Source organism: Pseudomonas frigoris (assembly GCF_047758635.1).
Taxonomy (GTDB): Bacteria; Pseudomonadota; Gammaproteobacteria; order Pseudomonadales; family Pseudomonadaceae; genus Aquipseudomonas; species Aquipseudomonas frigoris.
In genome coordinates, this window is record NZ_CP180479.1 from 6,698,174 (window position 1) to 6,715,647 (window position 17,474).

Below are 17,474 nucleotides of genomic sequence, written 5' to 3' on the forward strand. Positions count from 1 at the left end.
GCCAGCGGCCTATTCCTGGGCAACTAAAACAACCGGTAGTCTGGCAAGATCCAAGGCAGGCTTTCAAGGAAAGACCTATCCTTCGTTTGCTCTGAGCGAAATGCGAACTTCACACCCCGCTCAGAGCCTAGCACTTAGCCCTGCAATGCACTCAGGGTCAGGTCCAGACACTTGCGTGCCTTGGTCACCAACTCATCGATTTCAGCCGGTGTAATCACCAGTGGCGGAGCGATGATCATGGTGTCGCCGACGGCGCGCATGATCAGGCCGTTTTCGAAGCAGAACGTGCGACAAATCATGCCGGCGCCCTTGCCTTCGTAACGCTTGCGAGTGGCCTTGTCCTGCACCAGCTCGATCGCCCCCAGCAGACCCACCCCACGCACTTCACCCACCAGGGGATGATCGTTCAGTTCCCGTAGACGCTTTTGCAAATAGGGTGCCGTTTCTGCATGAACGCGCTCGATAATTTTTTCTTCGCGCAGGATGCGGATGTTTTCCAGTGCCACCGCAGCGGCCACCGGGTGCCCGGAATAGGTGAAACCGTGGTTGAAATCGCCACCTTCGTTGAGCACCGCAACCACTTCGTCACGCACGATCAGGCCACCCATAGGGATGTAGCCGGATGTCAGGCCTTTGGCGATGGTCATCATGTCGGGTTTGAGGTCGTAGAAATCGCTACCGAACCACTCACCGGTACGGCCGAAACCACAGATCACTTCGTCAGCCACGAACAGGATGTCGTACTTGGCGAGGATTTCCTTGATGCGCGGCCAGTAGGTGTCTGGCGGAATGATCACGCCGCCGGCACCCTGGATCGGCTCGGCAATAAAGGCACCGACGTTGTCCACGCCGACTTCCAGAATTTTCTCTTCCAGCTGATTGGCCGCCCAGATACCGAACTCTTCCGGTGTCATCTCGCCGCCTTCAGCGAACCAGTACGGCTGCGCGATGTGGACGATTCCCGGAATCGGCAAGTCGCCTTGTTCGTGCATGTACGTCATGCCACCCAGGCTCGCGCCGGCCACGGTGGAACCGTGATAACCGTTCTTGCGGCTGATGATGACTTTCTTCTTCGGCTGGCCCTTGATCGCCCAGTAGTGACGAACCATACGCAGCATGGTGTCGTTGCCTTCAGAGCCGGAACCGGTGAAGAACACATGGTTCATGCCTTGTGGCGCGATGTCGGAGATGGCCTTGGCCAGTTCCAGCACCGGCGGGTGAGCCGTCTGGAAAAACAGGTTGTAGTAAGGCAGTTCGCGCATTTGTTTACTGGCGGCATCGGCCAGTTCATCGCGACCGTAGCCGATGGCTACGCACCACAGTCCGGCCATACCGTCGAGGATCTTGTTGCCTTCGCTGTCCCAGAGGTAAACGCCCTTGGCGTTGGTGATGATCCGTGGGCCTTTCTCTTTCAGCTGCTTGAAGTCGCTGAACGGGGCCAGGTGGTGATCGTTGCTCAGGGTTTGCCATTCACGGGTTTGCGGGTTGTTGCTGGTCATGCGAATTCTCCTAAGATTTCAGTGAAAGGCGCGGCGATTTCCGGCCGAGCCCGGCGCATCAGACGGCGAAGAGCAGGAATTCCCGCTCCCACGAACTGATCACGCGCTTGAAGTTTTCATGCTCGGCCCGCTTGACCGCGACGTAGCCAGTGATGAATTTCTTGCCCAGGTACTTCTCGATAGTCGCGCTGTGTTCCATGCGTTCCAGCGCGTCTTCGATGGTCAGTGGCAGGCGCAGGTTGCGGCGTTCATAGCCACGCCCTACTACCGGCGCACTCGGGTTCAAGCCTTCGACCATGCCGATGTAACCGCAGAGCAGGCTCGCGGCAATCGCCAGGTACGGGTTGGCGTCGGCGCCCGGCAGGCGGTTTTCCACCCGACGGTTTTGCGGCCCGGCATCCGGAACCCGCAGGCCCACGGTGCGGTTCTCCTCGCCCCACTCCACGTTCACCGGTGCCGAGGTGTCCGGCAGGAAGCGGCGGAACGAGTTGACGTTAGGCGCGAACAGCGGCAACAGCTCGGGGATCAGTTTCTGCAAACCACCGATGTGGTTCAGGAACAACTGGCTCATGCTCCCGTCTTCATTGGAGAAGACGTTCTTGCCGGTCTCGATGTCGATGATGCTCTGGTGCAAGTGCATCGCACTGCCCGGCTCGCCGGTCATGGGTTTGGCCATGAAAGTGGCTGCCACGTTGTGCTTGAGCGCGGCTTCGCGCATGGTGCGTTTGAACACCAGGATCTGGTCGGCCAGGGACAGGGCATCGCCGTGACGGAAGTTGATTTCCATCTGCGCCGTGCCGTCCTCGTGGATCAGCGTGTCGAGGTCCAGCTCCTGCAATTCGCACCAGTCGTAGACGTCTTCGAACAATGGATCGAATTCGTTTGCCGCTTCAATCGAGAAGGACTGGCGACCGGTTTCCGGGCGACCGGATCGGCCAACCGGCGGTTGCAGCGGGAAGTCCGGGTCTTCGCAGCGCTTGGTCAGGTAGAACTCCATTTCTGGCGCCACGATCGGCTGCCAGCCCCTGTCGGAATAGAGTTTCAGCACCTTTTTGAGCACGTTGCGCGGCGACAGCTCGATCGGGTTGCCTTGCTTGTCGTAGGTGTCGTGGATCACCTGAGCGGTGGGCTCGATGGCCCAGGGCACAAGGAATACCGCGTTCTGGTCGGGGCGGCAGATCATGTCGATGTCGGCCGGGTCGAGCAGTTCGTAATAGATGTCGTCTTCGACATAGTCGCCGGTCACGGTCTGCAACAGAACGCTCTCGGGCAGGCGCATGCCTTTTTCGGCAATGAACTTGTTGGTCGGCGAAATCTTGCCCCGGGTGATCCCGGTCAAGTCGGCGATCATGCATTCGACTTCTGTGATCTTGTGGTCTTTCAACCAATCGGTGAGCTGGTCGAGGTTGTTACTCATAAATGCCTCTAGGCTGAGTTTCCTGACTCTTATAAGTCAGGCGTTGTTTGACGCATCGGCGTCGCGTTGTAATGCGCGCTTACGACAGGCATCGCCAAATGCCTGAAAGATCGCAAGGTAATCCGGGTTTGAGCTTACCTGCCATTCGGGATGCCATTGCACTCCCAAAGCAAAACCCTTGCCCTGCGGGACCGAGACTGCCTCGATCAACCCGTCGGGAGCCAAGGCCTCGACGCAAAGGCCCGGCGCCAGACGTTCAACGCCCTGACCATGAATCGAATTGACGTGTATCTCGCTCGCCAGGCCCAGACCTGCGAGCACACCACCCGGTTGAATGTGCACCGGGTGACTTGGCGCATACTGTCCTTCAAGCGGTAGGCTATCGTCTTCACGGTGATCCATGAATGGACCGGCTTCGTCGACTTTTTGATGCAGACTGCCGCCGAACGCCACATTCATTTCCTGGAAGCCGCGGCAAATACCGAGTACGGGAATACCGGCCTCGACTGCGGCGCGGATCAACGGGAGGGTGGTGGCATCGCGTGCAGAATCATGAGCAGTGCCCGGTGCGCTGGCTGGGCCGCTATAGTGAAACGGTTCTATATTGGAAGGAGAGCCTGTAAAGAGGATGCCATCCAGACCGTCCAGAATATCGGACGGTGCCAGCAAATCAGCCAGGGACGGAAGAATCACCGGCAGCCCCTTGGCCGCTGAGGCCACGGCGCGGACGTACTTGTCGCCACTGATGTGATAAGCATGCAGACCGATCTGCTTAGAGCAGGCGGTCACGCCGATTAACGGCAGGCGAGACATGAAGCACCCCGGTATTATTGGTGTTATGGGTTTGAATCGAGCTTAGCCTTGTTCATTTTTTTACACAACACCCCCGTAAAAAATACAACACGGCCCGCTCAAGCCCGCAGACGCTAAAGCGCTCAAAGGCATAAAAACGCCCCAAAGTGCCTCAAAAAAGCCCCACGGGTGCTTTTTTAGGGCAAAAAAGGCCTCGCTTGACTTCGGCATGCCGTTCGGGTTGACTGAAACCCGAAGAGATCAATGATTGATATTTTTAACAACAAAGGTGTTGCATCATGTCGGTACCCCCGCGTGCCGTTCAGCTTAACGAAGCGAACGCGTTCCTTAAGGAACATCCTGAGGTTCTGTACGTTGACCTTCTGATTGCGGATATGAATGGTGTGGTGCGCGGCAAGCGCATTGAACGCACCAGCCTCCACAAGGTTTACGAGAAAGGCATCAACCTGCCGGCCTCTCTATTTGCTCTGGATATCAATGGCTCGACGGTGGAAAGCACCGGCCTGGGCCTGGACATCGGCGATGCTGACCGAATCTGCTATCCAATCCCTGACACCCTGTGCAACGAGCCTTGGCAGAAGCGCCCTACCGCGCAACTGTTAATGACCATGCACGAACTCGAAGGTGAACCTTTCTTCGCGGATCCCCGTGAAGTTCTGCGTCAAGTCGTTGCCAAGTTCGACGAGATGGGTCTGACCATCTGCGCCGCGTTCGAACTGGAGTTCTATTTGATCGACCAGGAGAACGTGAACGGTCGCCCACAACCACCTCGCTCGCCAATCTCCGGCAAACGCCCGCATTCGACACAGGTTTACCTGATCGACGACCTCGACGAATACGTCGACTGCCTCCAGGACATTCTGGAAGGTGCGAAAGAGCAAGGCATCCCTGCCGACGCGATCGTCAAGGAAAGTGCCCCGGCGCAGTTCGAAGTGAACCTGCACCACGTGGCCGACCCGATCAAGGCCTGCGACTACGCGGTCCTGCTCAAGCGTTTGATCAAAAACATCGCCTACGACCATGAAATGGACACCACCTTCATGGCCAAGCCTTATCCGGGCCAGGCGGGCAACGGTCTGCACGTACATATCTCGATTCTTGATAGAGACGGCAAAAACATTTTTGCCAGTGAGGATCCCGAGCAGAACGCCGCACTGCGTCACGCGATCGGCGGTGTGCTCGAGACCCTACCGGCGCAGATGGCTTTCCTCTGCCCGAACGTCAACTCCTACCGTCGTTTCGGCGCACAGTTCTACGTGCCGAACGCACCGTGCTGGGGTCTGGACAACCGTACTGTTGCAGTGCGTGTGCCGACGGGTTCCGCCGATGCGGTCCGTCTGGAACACCGCGTTGCCGGCGCCGATGCCAACCCGTACCTGCTGATGGCTTCGGTCCTGGCAGGCGTGCACCACGGCCTGACCAACAAGATCGAACCGGGCGCACCCGTGGAAGGCAACTCCTACGAGCAGAACGAGCAAAGCCTGCCGAACAACCTGCGCGATGCATTGCGTGAGCTGGACGACAGCGAAGTCATGGCCAAGTACATCGATCCGAAATACATCGATATCTTCGTGGCCTGTAAGGAAAGCGAGCTGGAGGAGTTCGAACACTCCATCTCCGACCTCGAGTACAACTGGTACCTGCATACCGTTTAAGCGGTTGCAGTAAAAACAACGCCGCCGGCTGAAAAGGCCTGCGGCGTTTTTTTATGGCTTTTTTTCAGCGGGACCGAGGCGCCTGCTTCGCGAGCAAGCCCGCTCCCACATTTGATCTCTGCCGTACACAAACACTATGTTCACTGGAGATCAAATGTGGGAGCGGGCTTGCTCGCGAAGGCGTCCGGGCAGACAACATCAAACCCTGCTCGTACAATGCCCGCTGCCCCGCAGGAGACTTCAATGACGCGCACCGCCACCATTCGCAAACCCCGCGCCCGCAGCCAGGCCCGGATCGATTCGATACTCGATGCCGCCCGCACGCTGCTGGCTGCCGAGGGCGTGGCCAGTCTCTCGATCTATAGCGTCGCCGAACGCGCGGAGATCCCGCCCTCCTCCGTCTACCACTTCTTTGCCAGCGTCCCGGCGCTGCTCGAAGCCCTGACGGCCGACGTCCATGCTGCGTTCCGTGCCTGCCTGCAAGCGCCCATCGACCATGACGCCCTCAACGGCTGGCGCGATCTGTCGCGGATGGTGGAACAACGCATGCTCGCGATCTACAGCGAAGACGCCGCCGCCCGACAGCTCATTCTTGCCCAGCACGGGCTGACCGAAGTCACCCAGGCCGACCGCCAGCACGACATCGAACTCGGCGACCTGATGCACAAACTCTTCGACCACCACTTCGAGCTGCCGAGACTGCCGACGGACGTTGATGTGTTTGCCCTGGCCATGGAGCTCGGCGACCGCGTCTATGCGCGCTCGGTGCAACAACACGGACAGATCACCCCACGCATGGCCGAAGAAGGCATGCGGGTATTCGACGCCTATCTGGGTCTGTATTTGCCGCCCTACCTGTCCAAGCGCGACGCATAACGCAACGAGGTGTTCATGGCACACGTTCCAGACAACTACCTTGGCGTGTGGCAACGACGCCTGATCAAATTCCAGTCGGGGCGCGTCGACAGCGAAACAGCCGTGTACTGGTTGCAAACCCCGCGCTTGTTTGCCGACCTGCGCATCCCGCCGGCAACGCTTGCGGCGCTGCCGCTGGAGCAACTGAGTCACGCTGACTTGCTGACCCTGAGCGAGCAAAAAGGCTTCGCCGGCGTAACCGAGGTCAACGGCGACATTTGCCAGTGGCACCGCAAACTCGACTACCAGCCGGTCAGCACCGAAGAAGACATCGGGCGCATGCATTTCGAAACCAGCGAACGCCTGATCGAAACCGCCCTGGACGACAGCTACTACGAGATCTGGGAGCGGCTGCCGGACTCTCGCGGCACCTGTCGCGGTCAGTGGTTGCAGGCGGTCGATGATCCGGCGCGATTTGCCTGCCTGGTGCTGGCCGGTGACTACTTTCTGTTCGCCGCCAGCCGGGTTGTCGCGCTGGAACCCGGTGGTCATTTGCGCGAACACATCGACTCGGCCACCGCTCAGCCGCAGCTTGCCTGCGAACTCTCTTTCGGCCGTCACCACGCCGGGCAAACCCCGTGGCACATCGACTATTCCACACTGCCCATGCTGACCTGCCAGCCACTGTTGCCGGCAGACATCGATCCAAACGCAAGCGAGCTATTCAGCGACCCACGCCTATTGTCTTCACTCGGTTCCTACGCGCCCGCCGCCGGTTGGCGCTGCGCACCCGAGCCCTGAACACCCGCGCATAAAAAACCCCGAAGGGTTCACACCCTTCGGGGTTGAGCGCAATGCACGCGCTTACAACTTGGCGATCGACACCTCGGTGGATTTCACAAACGCGATCACTTCGCTGCCGACCACCAGTTCCAGCTCTTTCACCGAGCGAGTGGTGATCACCGAGGTGACGATGCCGGAAGCGGTCTGTACGTCGATTTCGGACAGCACGTCGCCGAGTACGATTTCCTTGATGGAGCCTTTGAACTGGTTGCGAACGTTGATGGCTTTGATTGTCATGATGTTGATTCCCGTCGTTGGATAAGGCTTGAGTTATTGAGCCCAACGCAATTGCGTGGGCAATGGTGAAACAGGTTCCGGTGCCGGCGGTTCGCCGGGCAACGCCAGCACGCGATTGAGGACTTCGGTTTCCAGCGCCGCCAGCCGATGGGAGCCGCGAACCCGAGGGCGCGGCAGCTCAACGTGCAGGTCGAGGCCGACTTCGCCCTCTTCGATCAGGATCACCCGATCGGCAATCGCCACCGCTTCACTGACATCGTGGGTGACCAGCAGCACGGTGAAACCGTGCTTCTGCCAGAGCCGTTCGATCAGCTGCTGCATTTCAATTCGGGTCAGTGCATCCAGCGCGCCCAGCGGTTCGTCCAGCAACAGCAACCGCGGTTGATGGATCAGCGCGCGGGCCAGGGCCACACGTTGCTTCTGGCCACCGGACAAGGCGGCCGGCCATTCATTGGCGCGGTCGGCCAGACCGACCGACTCCAGGGCTTCCAGCGCTTGTGGCCGCCAGTTGCCCTTGAGCCCGAGGCCGACGTTGTCGATGACCTTTTTCCACGGCAGCAAACGTGCTTCCTGGAACATCAATCGAGTGTCTTCCCGCGCCTCACTCAGCGGTGCGGAACCGGCCAGCAATTCACCGCCCGTGGGTTTGTCGAGACCGGCGAGCAAGCGCAGCAAGGTACTTTTGCCGCAACCGCTACGACCGACCACGGCGACAAACTGACCGGCCGGGATGTGCAGATCTATCTCGCGCAGCACTTGCCGCGAGCCAAAGGTTTTTTGCAGTTTGCGCACCACCAGCGGAATCCCGCGCAGCAGGCGTGGAGGTTGTTGAGCCGTCATGCCGCACCTCCTTTAACAACCTGATAGGCCGGGTGCCAGCGCAACCACACGCGTTCAAGTCCACGGGCCGCGAGGTCGGCGAGTTTGCCGAGCACGGCGTACAAAAGAATCGCCAGTACCACCACGTCGGTTTGCAGGAACTCCCGGGCATTCATCGCCAGGTAGCCGATGCCGGAGCTGGCGGAAATGGTTTCCGCGACGATCAACGTCAGCCACATGAAGCCCAGCGCGAACCGCACGCCGACCAGAATCGAAGGCAGCGCCCCCGGCAGGATCACCTGACGGAACAGGCTGAAACCGGACAAACCATAACTGCGGGACATTTCCACCAACGCCGAATCGACGTTGCGGATGCCGTGATAGGTGTTGAGGTAGATCGGGAACAACGTGCCCAATGCCACCAGGAAAATCTTCGCCGACTCATCGATGCCGAACCACAGGATCACCAGTGGAATCAGCGCCAGGTGCGGCACGTTGCGGATCATCTGCACCGAACTGTCGAGCAGGCGCTCGCCCCATTTCGACAGGCCGGTGATGAAGCCCAGGGTCAGACCGATGCTGCCACCGATGGCGAAGCCCAGCGCCGCACGCCAGCCGCTGATCGCCAGGTGAGTCCAGATTTCACCGCTGCGCACCAGGCTGACGCCGGCTTCGATGACGGCGATTGGCGCCGGCAGAATCCGTGTCGACAACCAGCCCGCCGACACCGACAACTGCCACACCGCCAGCAGCAACACCGGCAACGCCCAAGGCGCGAGGCTATGGATAAGTTTCTTCATGGCGCGCCTCAGCTCTGCGACGCGGCTTTGGGAAGAATGTCGTTGGCGACCATCTCACCAAACGGGCTGACGTAACCGGCGCTTTTCGGCAATTCCGGACGTTCGATGTCCAGGTGCGGGAACAGTAATTCGGCGACGCGGTACGACTCTTCCAGGTGTGGGTAACCGGAGAAGATGAACGTGTCGATGCCCAGGTCCGCGTATTCCTTCACGCGGGCGGCCACGGTCGGACCATCGCCCACCAACGCTGTACCGGCCCCGCCACGCACCAGGCCGACACCGGCCCACAGGTTGGGGCTGACTTCCAGGTTGTCACGGCTGCCGCCATGCAGCGCGGCCATGCGTTGCTGACCAACGGAATCGAAGCGCGCCAGCGAGGCTTGGGCACGGGAGATGGTTTCGTCGTCCAGATGAGAGATCAACCGATCCGCCGCTTGCCAGGCTTCGGCATTGGTTTCACGAACGATCACATGCAAACGAATGCCGAAGCGAACGGTACGACCGAGCTTTGCGGCTTTAGCGCGTACTTGTTCGATCTTCTCGGCAACGGCGGCCGGTGGTTCGCCCCAGGTCAGGACCATTTCGACCTGCTCTGCCGCGAGGTCTTGCGCCGCTTCCGAAGAACCGCCGAAGTACAGCGGCGGACGCGGTTGCTGAATCGGCGGGTAGAGCAATTTGGCGCCCTTCACGCTGATGTGCTGACCGTCGTAATCGACGGTTTCGCCTTCCAGCACGCGGCGCCAGATGCGGGTGAATTCCACCGAGGCTTGATAGCGCTCTTCGTGAGTCAGGAACAAACCGTCGCCGGCCAATTCTTCCGGATCACCGCCGGTTACCAGGTTGAACAACGCACGGCCGCCGGACAGGCGATCCAGCGTCGCGGCCTGACGCGCTGCCACCGTCGGGGAAATGATCCCGGGGCGCAGGGCGACGAGGAATTTCAAACGCTGGGTCACCGGGATCAGCGATGCGGCCACCAGCCACGAATCTTCGCAAGAGCGACCGGTAGGGATCAGCATCCCGCCGAAGCCCAGACGATCCGCCGCTTGCGCGACTTGTTGCAGATAACCGTGGTCGACGGCGCGAGCGCCTTCGGCGGTGCCAAGGTAATGGCCGTCGCCGTGGGTAGGCAGGAACCAGAAGATATTGAGGCTCATGGAGTGGTCTCCTTAGGGATTCGAATTACTGAGCTTTGGCAACGGCCGCCGGAGGCGTCCAGATCACGTCTTTGATGCTCAGCGGCTTTGGAATCAGCTTGAGCTGGTAGAAGCTGTCGGCGATTTTCTGTTGCGCGGCGACCACTTCAGGCGTGAGGAACAACGCGCCGTAGCCTTGGCGTTTCACCGACGTCAGGGTGATATCTGCCGGCAGACCGAGCAGTGGCGAGACTTGTTTAGTCACGTCCTCGGGATTGGCCTTGGACCATTCGCCGACGGCGCGCACTTCTTCCACCAGGGTCTTGATCACCTCAGGATTTTTCTGCGCATAAGGCTTGGTCGCGAGGTAGAACTGATGGTTGTCGACGATGCCTTGGCCATCACGCAGGGTACGTGCCTGCAACTGTTGTTCGGCGGCGGCCTGGTACGGGTCCCAGATCACCCAGGCATCAACGCTGCCACGTTCGAACGCAGCGCGGGCATCGGCCGGCGGCAGGAATACGGTCTGGACGTCGGTGTATTTGAGGCCGGCATCTTCCAGTGCGCGGACCAGCAGATAGTGAACGTTGGAGCCTTTGTTCAGGACGACTTTCTTGCCCTTGAGGTCCTGCACCGATTTAATCGCCGAGTCCTTTGGCACCAGGATTGCTTCGCTGTGCGGCGCTGGTGGTTCGTAGGCGACATAGAGCAGATCGGCGCCGGCTGCTTGAGCGAATACGGGAGGAGTTTCGCCTGTAACGCCGAAGTCGATGGAGCCGACGTTCAGGCCTTCGAGCAGTTGCGGGCCGCCGGGGAATTCAGTCCATTGCACGTCCACACCTTGGGCGGCGAGGCGTTTTTCCAAAGTGCCTTTGGCTTTGAGCAGCACCAGGGTGCCGTACTTTTGATAACCGATTCTTAGCGTCTCGGCTTGAGCTTGAGAAATAACGCCGAAGGACACAGCCGCAGCAAACAGAGCGACCAGACCACGACGCAAAATGACAGTGCGCATAGCGCTCTCCTTTTTGCAGTTGGGTTTTGGCTGCACCTGCTTGGCCGTTAGCGGCTGAGTAAGGTGAGTGGATCAAATTCAGGTGTGGCTTGAGTGCTGGCTTAAATGCTCCAGCGAGCACTCAATAAACGTTCATTCAACAGGTTCGGATCGATCGGCTTGGGCCGCCTCGCCATGGCGCTGAAAAACAGCTCCAGCGATTCATTCAGTCTTTCTTCCAGCTCCGGTGCCAACTGCGCCTGGACGCTGCCTTCGCCGTAAGCAATCTGGCTGTCTACGGCGAAAATCCCGTGGAGCATTTCCTGGGCTTTCAACGCCGACAGCACCGGCTTGAGCGCGTAATCCACCGCCAGCATGTGGGCGATGCTGCCGCCGGTGGCCATTGGCAACACCACCTTGTGGGCCAGGGCGCGCTCGGGCAGCAGGTCCAGCACGGTTTTCAATGCGCCGGAGAACGACGCTTTGTAGATCGGCGTGGCGATCAGCAGGCCATCGGCGTTTTCAATCTGTTGCAGCAGGTCGATCACCTTCGGGCTGTCGAAGCGCGCATGCAGCAAGTCTTCGGCCGGGAAGTCCCGTACCTGGTAACTCACCACTTCCACACCTTGCTCCTGCAACCAGCGTTGGGAGCGCTCCAGCAGCACCCCGGAACGGGAGCGTTGGCTGGGACTGCCACCGAGTGAGACGACCAGCATTCAGACGATTCCTTGAACGGTGTTAGCGATTCGCGGTTTGCGATCTCGCTTTGATGGAAGTGACCTTAACAGGTGATTTTTATATCCATAAATCATATTTATTCATTTAGTTATTCGTTACGGTTCTATATGAAATGGCTTTTTCCGGGCAAAAAAACAGGCCGTAAAAACGGCCTGAAATCCCCTGCTTTGTGGATACGGTTCAATCTGGATTCTGCGGTGCCTGGCCGGCCGTCTTCGCGAGCAAGCTCGCTCCCACATTAGAGCGCGCTGTACCTGTGGGAGCGAGCTTGCTCGCGATAGCGATTTCAGCCTCACCGCAGGTGCTGGAGGTTTATCTGTTCGGCTGTGGCGTCAGACGCAGGTACGGCTTCACCGCGCGATAGCCCTTGGGAAAGCGTTTCTTGATTTCGTCTTCGTCCTTGAGCGACGGCACGATCACTACTTCATCACCGTCCTGCCAGTTGGCCGGGGTGGCCACCTTGTAGTTGTCGGTGAGTTGCAGCGAGTCGATCACTCGCAGAATTTCATGGAAGTTACGGCCGGTGCTCGCCGGGTAGGTGATGGTCAGCCGAACCTTTTTGTTCGGGTCGATCACGAACAGCGAGCGCACGGTCAGGGTGTCGTTGGCGTTCGGGTGGATCAGGTCGTAGAGGTCCGAGACCTTGCGGTCGGCGTCGGCAAGTATCGGGAAGTTGACGAGGGTGTTCTGGGTTTCGTTGATGTCCTCGATCCACTTGTGGTGCGAGTCCACCGGATCCACGGACAGGGCAATCGCTTTCACACTACGTTGGGCAAATTCGTCCTTGAGCTTGGCAGTGAAGCCCAACTCGGTGGTGCATACCGGGGTGAAGTCCGCCGGATGGGAAAACAGCACGCCCCAGCTATCGCCCAGCCATTCGTGGAAACGGAGGGTGCCGGCGCTGGAATCCTGTTCAAAGTCGGGGGCGATATCGCCCAGTCTGAGGCTCATCGTGCTGCTCCTGGTGAGTGCTTGTTGAGGTCAACTGTGCCTGCATTTTTTATTCATTAAAAAGAATAAATATCGATTTGTTTAGATCGTAAATGAATATTAAAAATGTGTTCACTGGACCTCGACGGCGGTCGGGACGACTATCGCCCACAAGGTTCGAGAAGGCCTTGAGTTGCTGCACAAAGAGGGAAACTTCGAGGAGGGTTTACGGGGGTGAGCCTGACTTGAAAACGCAAAAGCCCCGCCCGGCGAGATGCCGGGCGGGGCTTTTTTTACTTCAGTTACGCGAGTGCTATTACAACAGCGGGATCGAGTAGCTGACGATCAGACGGTTTTCGTCCTGGTCGCGTTGGCCTGGGACGTCGTTGCGCCACATGGCGTTTTTCCATGTGAAGCCCAGGTTTTTCAGTGCGCCTTCCTGGACTACGTACGCCAGGGTAAGGTCGCGTTCCCATTCGGAACGGCCACTACCGGAAACCGGGTGAGCGGTGGTGTTGGCGATAGTGTCGATGTTGTCACCGCGCAGGTAAACGATGCCGGCAGTAGCGCCTGGCAGGCCAACCTTGGCGAAGTCATACGAGTAACGAGCTTGCCAGGTACGTTCGCCGGCACGGGCGAACTTCTGGATCTGCATGTCGGTAGTCAGGTAAGCCGACGCGCCGTCACCCTGGTTCAAATAAGGGAAGTCGCTGCTGCCGTTGCTGACCTGATAACCACCACCGAAGGTGTGACCGGCAACGGTGTACAGGAACAGGCCGCTGTACAAGTTGTTGTCGACCTTGCCTTTACCCGCTTTGAAGCCTTGGTAGTTACCGTTGCTGAAGTAAGCCGAGTCGTGGCCGTTGGCACCATCGTCAGAGCTGTTGAAGTAACGCAAGTCAGACTTCAACACACCAGGACCGATTGCCCAGTTGTGAACCAGACCCAGGAAGTGTTGTTTGTAGAAATCTTCCAGGTTGCCGTAGTAGTACTGGGCAGTCAGGTCTTTGGTGATTTTGTAGTCACCGCCACCGTAGATGAACTTGTTGCTGTCACGGAAGCCAGTACCGCGCGTGTTCGCACCAGCAATCGACAACTCTTCGTTGTTGCTGGAGTTACGACCCTTGGCGTGTTCGATCTGACCACCAACCAGTGTCAGATCCTTGATCTCGTTCGAGGTGATCTGACCACCTTGAAAGGTTTGCGGCAGCAGACGGCCATCGTTGGTCACGATAACCGGCAGTTTTGGCTGCAGAGTGCCCAACTTCAGTTCGGTCTGGGAGATCTTGGCTTTGGCAGTCAGGCCGAGGCTGGAGAAGTTATCAACCGCTTTGCCGTTGGATTCGCTTGGGAAAACAGTGCCGCCGTAAGAGGCAGCAGTAGCGCCGTTAGTGCCGCCGCCTGTATCCAGACGCACGCCCAACAGGCCGATAGCATCGATACCGAAGCCGACGGTGCCTTGGGTGTAGCCGGAGATGAAGCGCAGGTCGAAGCCTTGGCCCCATTCTTCAGCTTTGCTCTGAACACCGGCAGCCTTGTTGGCAGGAGTGCCAGCAGCACTGTCACGGTTATCGTTATTGATGTAGAAGTTACGCAGCCCCAATGTAGCTTTGCTGTCTTCGATGAAACCGGCGGCGCCTGCCTGCTGCGCCAAAACCCCTACGGCCACAGCCAGGGCCAAGGTGGACTTGTTCATTTGTTTCGCTCCTATCGTTTCTAATTCTTGAGGTCCTGGGTCGAATGCCCTGGATCCTGAAATGCTCGGTCAGTGCCAGACCGTGTGACTACGACGATGGCCTGCCCCCTGTGATTTTGGCCCGCATAATAAACACAAAAAGAATTATTTCATCATTTTTCATGCCATTCAGGAATATAGCTTCGCGCTATTACTCTGAGTCGGGACACCAGGTATCGGCTCATAAGCCACCCACTTTAGGCGTTTGACTTAAAAGCTAAAAAGAATAAAAAATTACTACATAAGCTCAATTTGGAATATTGAAAAAAGCACAAAAAAAACCTCGCCGGCGGGCGAGGCTTTTTCTGACGGCTATTACAAGAAGCTGTAGGTGTAGTTGAAGATCAGACGGGTCTGGTCTTGATCAGGAGTGCTGGTGTTGCCACGGTAGGTACCGTGACGCAGTGTTGTACCAAATCCTTTAAGTGCACCCGTTTGAATCACGTAGTCCACACGCGCGTCGGTCTCGTGCTCACTCAGGTCTTTACCAACACCGCTGGTAGCCTTGATGTCTTGGCCATTCAAGTAACCAATCGAAGCTTTCAACCCTGGCACGCCCAGTGAGGCGAAGTCATAGGAGTACTGACCGTACGTGGTGTTTTCACCGGCACGGATAAAGCTGCCAACCGTAGCGTCGGTAAACGAGTAGAAACTGGCGCCGCCCGCCCCTTCGTTGCGACCGTTGCCATCGACAACGTTACCTTGGTTCAGGAAAACGAAGCCGCCGTCATCGCTGACACGCTGATGCCCGAGCAGAAACGCGCTGCCACCCAGGGTATAGGTGAACGTGCCGTTCCAGGTCTTGTTATCGACCACGCCCCTTTCCTTGGCGAAGCCATTGTTGTTGTTGAATTGGTAGCCGGCATCGCCGTTCTTGCCGTCGGAGCTGCTGTCGAAATAACGAAGATCGGTCTTGAACGACTGGTTCGGAGCGATTGGGTAGACGTGTACCAAGCCGAGGAAGTTCTGCTTGTAGTAGTCTTCCAGGTTCGCATAGTAGTACTGCAGCATGAGGTCTTTGGTGACCTTCCAGTCCGCACCGGCGTAACGGAACTTGTTGCTGTCCTGAGTACCGCCAGCCACTGCCAGGCCAGTGCTGTTGGAGGAGGCGCGACCCACCGCGTGCTCCAGCTGACCCACGTTGAAGGTCACGTTGTCGATTTCCTTCGAGGTGAGGGTGCCACCTTCAAAGGTTTGTGGCAGCAAACGGCTGTCGTTCGCGATGAGGATCGGCATGTTTGGCTGCAGAGCGCCGCCCAAGTGGGCCTCAGTCTTCGAGAAGCGTGCCTTGACGTTGCCCGCTAGACGGCTCCACTCATCCACCGCCGAACCATCGGAATCGCTAGGGATGAACGTGCTGTTGGCCGGATGATGACCCTTGCCACCATCCAGATGGATGCCGACCAGCGCCTGGGCGTCGATACCAAAACCAACGGTACCTTGGGTGAAACCGGACAGGTAATCGAACTTGAGACCCTCACCGGCTTCTCGCTGTCTGTTGCCAGGAGTACTAGCACCTTCACGCATATCGGCGTCGTAATACATGGTCCGGGAACTGACGGAAGCCTTGCTGTCTTCGATGAAACCCGCGGCGCCTGCCTGCTGCGTCAAAACCCCAACGGCCACGGCCAGAGCCAAGGTGGACTTGTTCATTGTTTCGCTCCTCTCGTTTCTAATTCTTGTGTTCCTGGTCCTGGGTCGTGTGCCCGGGATCCTAAGATGCGCGATTAGCGCCAGACCGTGACTCACAAGTCAATCGTAACTATGTGTGTCTACGACCATAGTCTAATCCCCAGTCAATTCGCTCCTGCCGGGCCATAAGCCCAAAAAGAATCACCCAATTCTTTTTCATACCGTTTAGGAATTTATCTCTGCACATTCCCATTGAACCGGGACGTTGCACCCGCTCATAAGCTAATTCCTAAATGGTATTTGTTAGCCTTTTTTTTAGATCGATTAGCTTTGACGCAACTCGCAATCAATCCCTATCGAAAGGCAGCGCCATGACGACCAAACGCGCACTATCCAGCTTAATTGTTACAGTTTGTGTATTGCTAGTAGTTTCTTTGAGCGCTCACGCGGCGAACTTCACGGTCGGCTATCAAACCGGCATCGACCCCAGCAAAGTCCCCCAGGCAGATGGACTGTACGAGAAGACCATAGGCCAGAAAATTGACTGGCGTCGTTTTAATAGCGGCCCGGAAGTGGTTACGGCCATTGCTTCCGGCGACGTGCAGATTGGCAACCTCGGCTCCAGTCCGCTGGCAGCCGGTGCTTCGCGCAATCTGCCAATCGTTGCGTTCATTGTTTCCGCCCAGATCAACGCCGCTGAAGCACTGGTGGTACGCAACGGCAGCGGTATCGATAAACCGGAAGATCTGATCGGCAAGACCATCGCCACCCCTTTCGTTTCAACCTCCCACTACAGTTTGCTGGGTGCGTTGAAGCACTGGGGCCTGGATGCCTCGAAAGTCAAAGTGGTGAATTTGCAACCGGCGGAAATCGCGGCGGCGTGGAAGCGTGGTGACATCGATGGTGCGTTTGTCTGGTCACCAGCGCTGGGGGAAATTCGCAAGACTGGCAAGACCTTGACCGACGCTGCACAGGTTGGCCAATGGGGTGCACCGACCTTCGAGGTCTGGGTCGCGCGCAAGGATTACGCCGAGAAGCACCCAGAGGTTGTGGCTAAATTTGCCAAGGTCACGCTGGACTCGTTCGCCGACTATGCCGCGCATAAAGACAGCTGGACCGCTGACTCGGTACCGGTGCAGAAAATCGCCAAACTGACCGGTGCCAACGCCGTCGATGTGCCGGAGTTGCTGGCCGGTTCCACGTTCCCGGATGCTAAAGCCCAACAGACCACCGCGCTGCTGGACGGCGGCACGGCCAAGGCGATTGGCGAGACGGCGAAGTTCTTGAAGGAACAAGGAAAGGTCGAGACGGGCTGCCGGATTATTCGCCGTATGTCAGTGCGAAGTTTGTCACCCAATGATTGCTGACGGCTGC

15 protein-coding genes and 1 pseudogene are annotated in these 17,474 nt (G+C 58.1%); 4 read left to right on the forward strand and 12 right to left on the reverse strand.

Going from position 1 to position 17,474, the window contains the following annotated elements; translation table 11 throughout:
- Positions 1-134: 134 nt before the first annotated feature.
- Genes ACMXYH_RS30940 through ACMXYH_RS30950 form a run of 3 tightly spaced genes read right to left on the reverse strand, consistent with a single transcriptional unit; the run spans position 135 to position 3,729 of the window.
- Positions 135-1,499 carry an aspartate aminotransferase family protein gene (locus ACMXYH_RS30940; protein WP_129440206.1) on the reverse strand — a complete coding sequence of 455 codons (1,365 nt, stop codon included), beginning with the start codon at positions 1,497-1,499 and terminating at the stop codon, positions 135-137.
- Between the two features lie 58 nt (positions 1,500-1,557).
- Positions 1,558-2,916, reverse strand: coding sequence for a glutamine synthetase family protein (locus ACMXYH_RS30945; RefSeq protein ID WP_347802449.1), 1,359 nt, complete (start codon positions 2,914-2,916; stop codon positions 1,558-1,560).
- A 36-nt stretch (positions 2,917-2,952) separates the two neighbouring features.
- On the reverse strand, positions 2,953-3,729 hold the full coding sequence (locus tag ACMXYH_RS30950; protein ID WP_134420783.1) for a gamma-glutamyl-gamma-aminobutyrate hydrolase family protein: 777 nt from the start codon (positions 3,727-3,729) through the stop codon (positions 2,953-2,955).
- Positions 3,730-4,007: 278 nt separating this feature from the next.
- Here ACMXYH_RS30950 and ACMXYH_RS30955 point away from each other — a divergent pair, with 278 nt between their 5' ends.
- The 3 genes from ACMXYH_RS30955 to ACMXYH_RS30965 all read left to right on the forward strand — a co-directional run bounded on the left by ACMXYH_RS30955 (position 4,008) and on the right by ACMXYH_RS30965 (position 7,040).
- Positions 4,008-5,384 (forward strand): glutamine synthetase family protein, encoded by a 1,377-nt coding sequence (locus tag ACMXYH_RS30955; protein ID WP_129440201.1) that lies wholly within the window; start codon positions 4,008-4,010, stop codon positions 5,382-5,384.
- A 243-nt stretch (positions 5,385-5,627) separates the two neighbouring features.
- Positions 5,628-6,260, forward strand: a complete 633-nt coding sequence (locus ACMXYH_RS30960; protein ID WP_129440199.1) for a TetR/AcrR family transcriptional regulator — start codon at positions 5,628-5,630, stop codon at positions 6,258-6,260.
- Positions 6,261-6,275: 15 nt separating this feature from the next.
- Positions 6,276-7,040 (forward strand): hypothetical protein, encoded by a 765-nt coding sequence (locus tag ACMXYH_RS30965; RefSeq protein ID WP_415765879.1) that lies wholly within the window; start codon positions 6,276-6,278, stop codon positions 7,038-7,040.
- A gap of 63 nt (positions 7,041-7,103) precedes the next feature.
- Here ACMXYH_RS30965 and ACMXYH_RS30970 read toward each other — a convergent pair whose 3' ends face one another.
- The 9 genes from ACMXYH_RS30970 to ACMXYH_RS31010 form a co-directional block, all read right to left on the reverse strand.
- Entirely contained in the window at positions 7,104-7,319 is a 216-nt protein-coding gene (locus ACMXYH_RS30970) for a TOBE domain-containing protein (RefSeq protein WP_003229256.1), read from the reverse strand.
- A gap of 33 nt (positions 7,320-7,352) precedes the next feature.
- Positions 7,353-8,159 (reverse strand): aliphatic sulfonates ABC transporter ATP-binding protein, encoded by an 807-nt coding sequence (ssuB, locus tag ACMXYH_RS30975; RefSeq protein ID WP_129440195.1) that lies wholly within the window; start codon positions 8,157-8,159, stop codon positions 7,353-7,355.
- Positions 8,156-8,938 carry an aliphatic sulfonate ABC transporter permease SsuC gene (ssuC, locus tag ACMXYH_RS30980; protein ID WP_415765880.1) on the reverse strand — a complete coding sequence of 261 codons (783 nt, stop codon included), beginning with the start codon at positions 8,936-8,938 and terminating at the stop codon, positions 8,156-8,158. The genes ssuB and ssuC overlap by 4 nt, the downstream gene beginning before the upstream one ends.
- Before the next feature lie 8 nt (positions 8,939-8,946).
- Positions 8,947-10,095 (reverse strand): FMNH2-dependent alkanesulfonate monooxygenase, encoded by a 1,149-nt coding sequence (ssuD, locus tag ACMXYH_RS30985; RefSeq protein WP_415765881.1) that lies wholly within the window; start codon positions 10,093-10,095, stop codon positions 8,947-8,949.
- A gap of 25 nt (positions 10,096-10,120) precedes the next feature.
- Positions 10,121-11,086 carry a sulfonate ABC transporter substrate-binding protein gene (locus tag ACMXYH_RS30990; protein WP_415765883.1) on the reverse strand — a complete coding sequence of 322 codons (966 nt, stop codon included), beginning with the start codon at positions 11,084-11,086 and terminating at the stop codon, positions 10,121-10,123.
- 101 nt (positions 11,087-11,187) lie between these two features.
- Complete coding sequence (gene ssuE, locus ACMXYH_RS30995) at positions 11,188-11,781, reverse strand: NADPH-dependent FMN reductase (RefSeq protein WP_415765884.1); 594 nt, start codon at positions 11,779-11,781, stop codon at positions 11,188-11,190.
- Between the two features lie 334 nt (positions 11,782-12,115).
- Complete coding sequence (locus tag ACMXYH_RS31000) at positions 12,116-12,754, reverse strand: peroxiredoxin (protein WP_415765886.1); 639 nt, start codon at positions 12,752-12,754, stop codon at positions 12,116-12,118.
- Positions 12,755-13,049: 295 nt separating this feature from the next.
- On the reverse strand, positions 13,050-14,429 hold the full coding sequence (locus ACMXYH_RS31005; protein ID WP_134420801.1) for an OprD family porin: 1,380 nt from the start codon (positions 14,427-14,429) through the stop codon (positions 13,050-13,052).
- Between the two features lie 354 nt (positions 14,430-14,783).
- On the reverse strand, positions 14,784-16,121 hold the full coding sequence (locus ACMXYH_RS31010) for an OprD family outer membrane porin (protein ID WP_415765888.1): 1,338 nt from the start codon (positions 16,119-16,121) through the stop codon (positions 14,784-14,786).
- A 350-nt stretch (positions 16,122-16,471) separates the two neighbouring features.
- Here ACMXYH_RS31010 and tauA point away from each other — a divergent pair.
- A pseudogene (gene tauA, locus ACMXYH_RS31015) lies at positions 16,472-17,460 on the forward strand (taurine ABC transporter substrate-binding protein).
- The last annotated feature ends 14 nt before the right edge of the window (positions 17,461-17,474 follow it).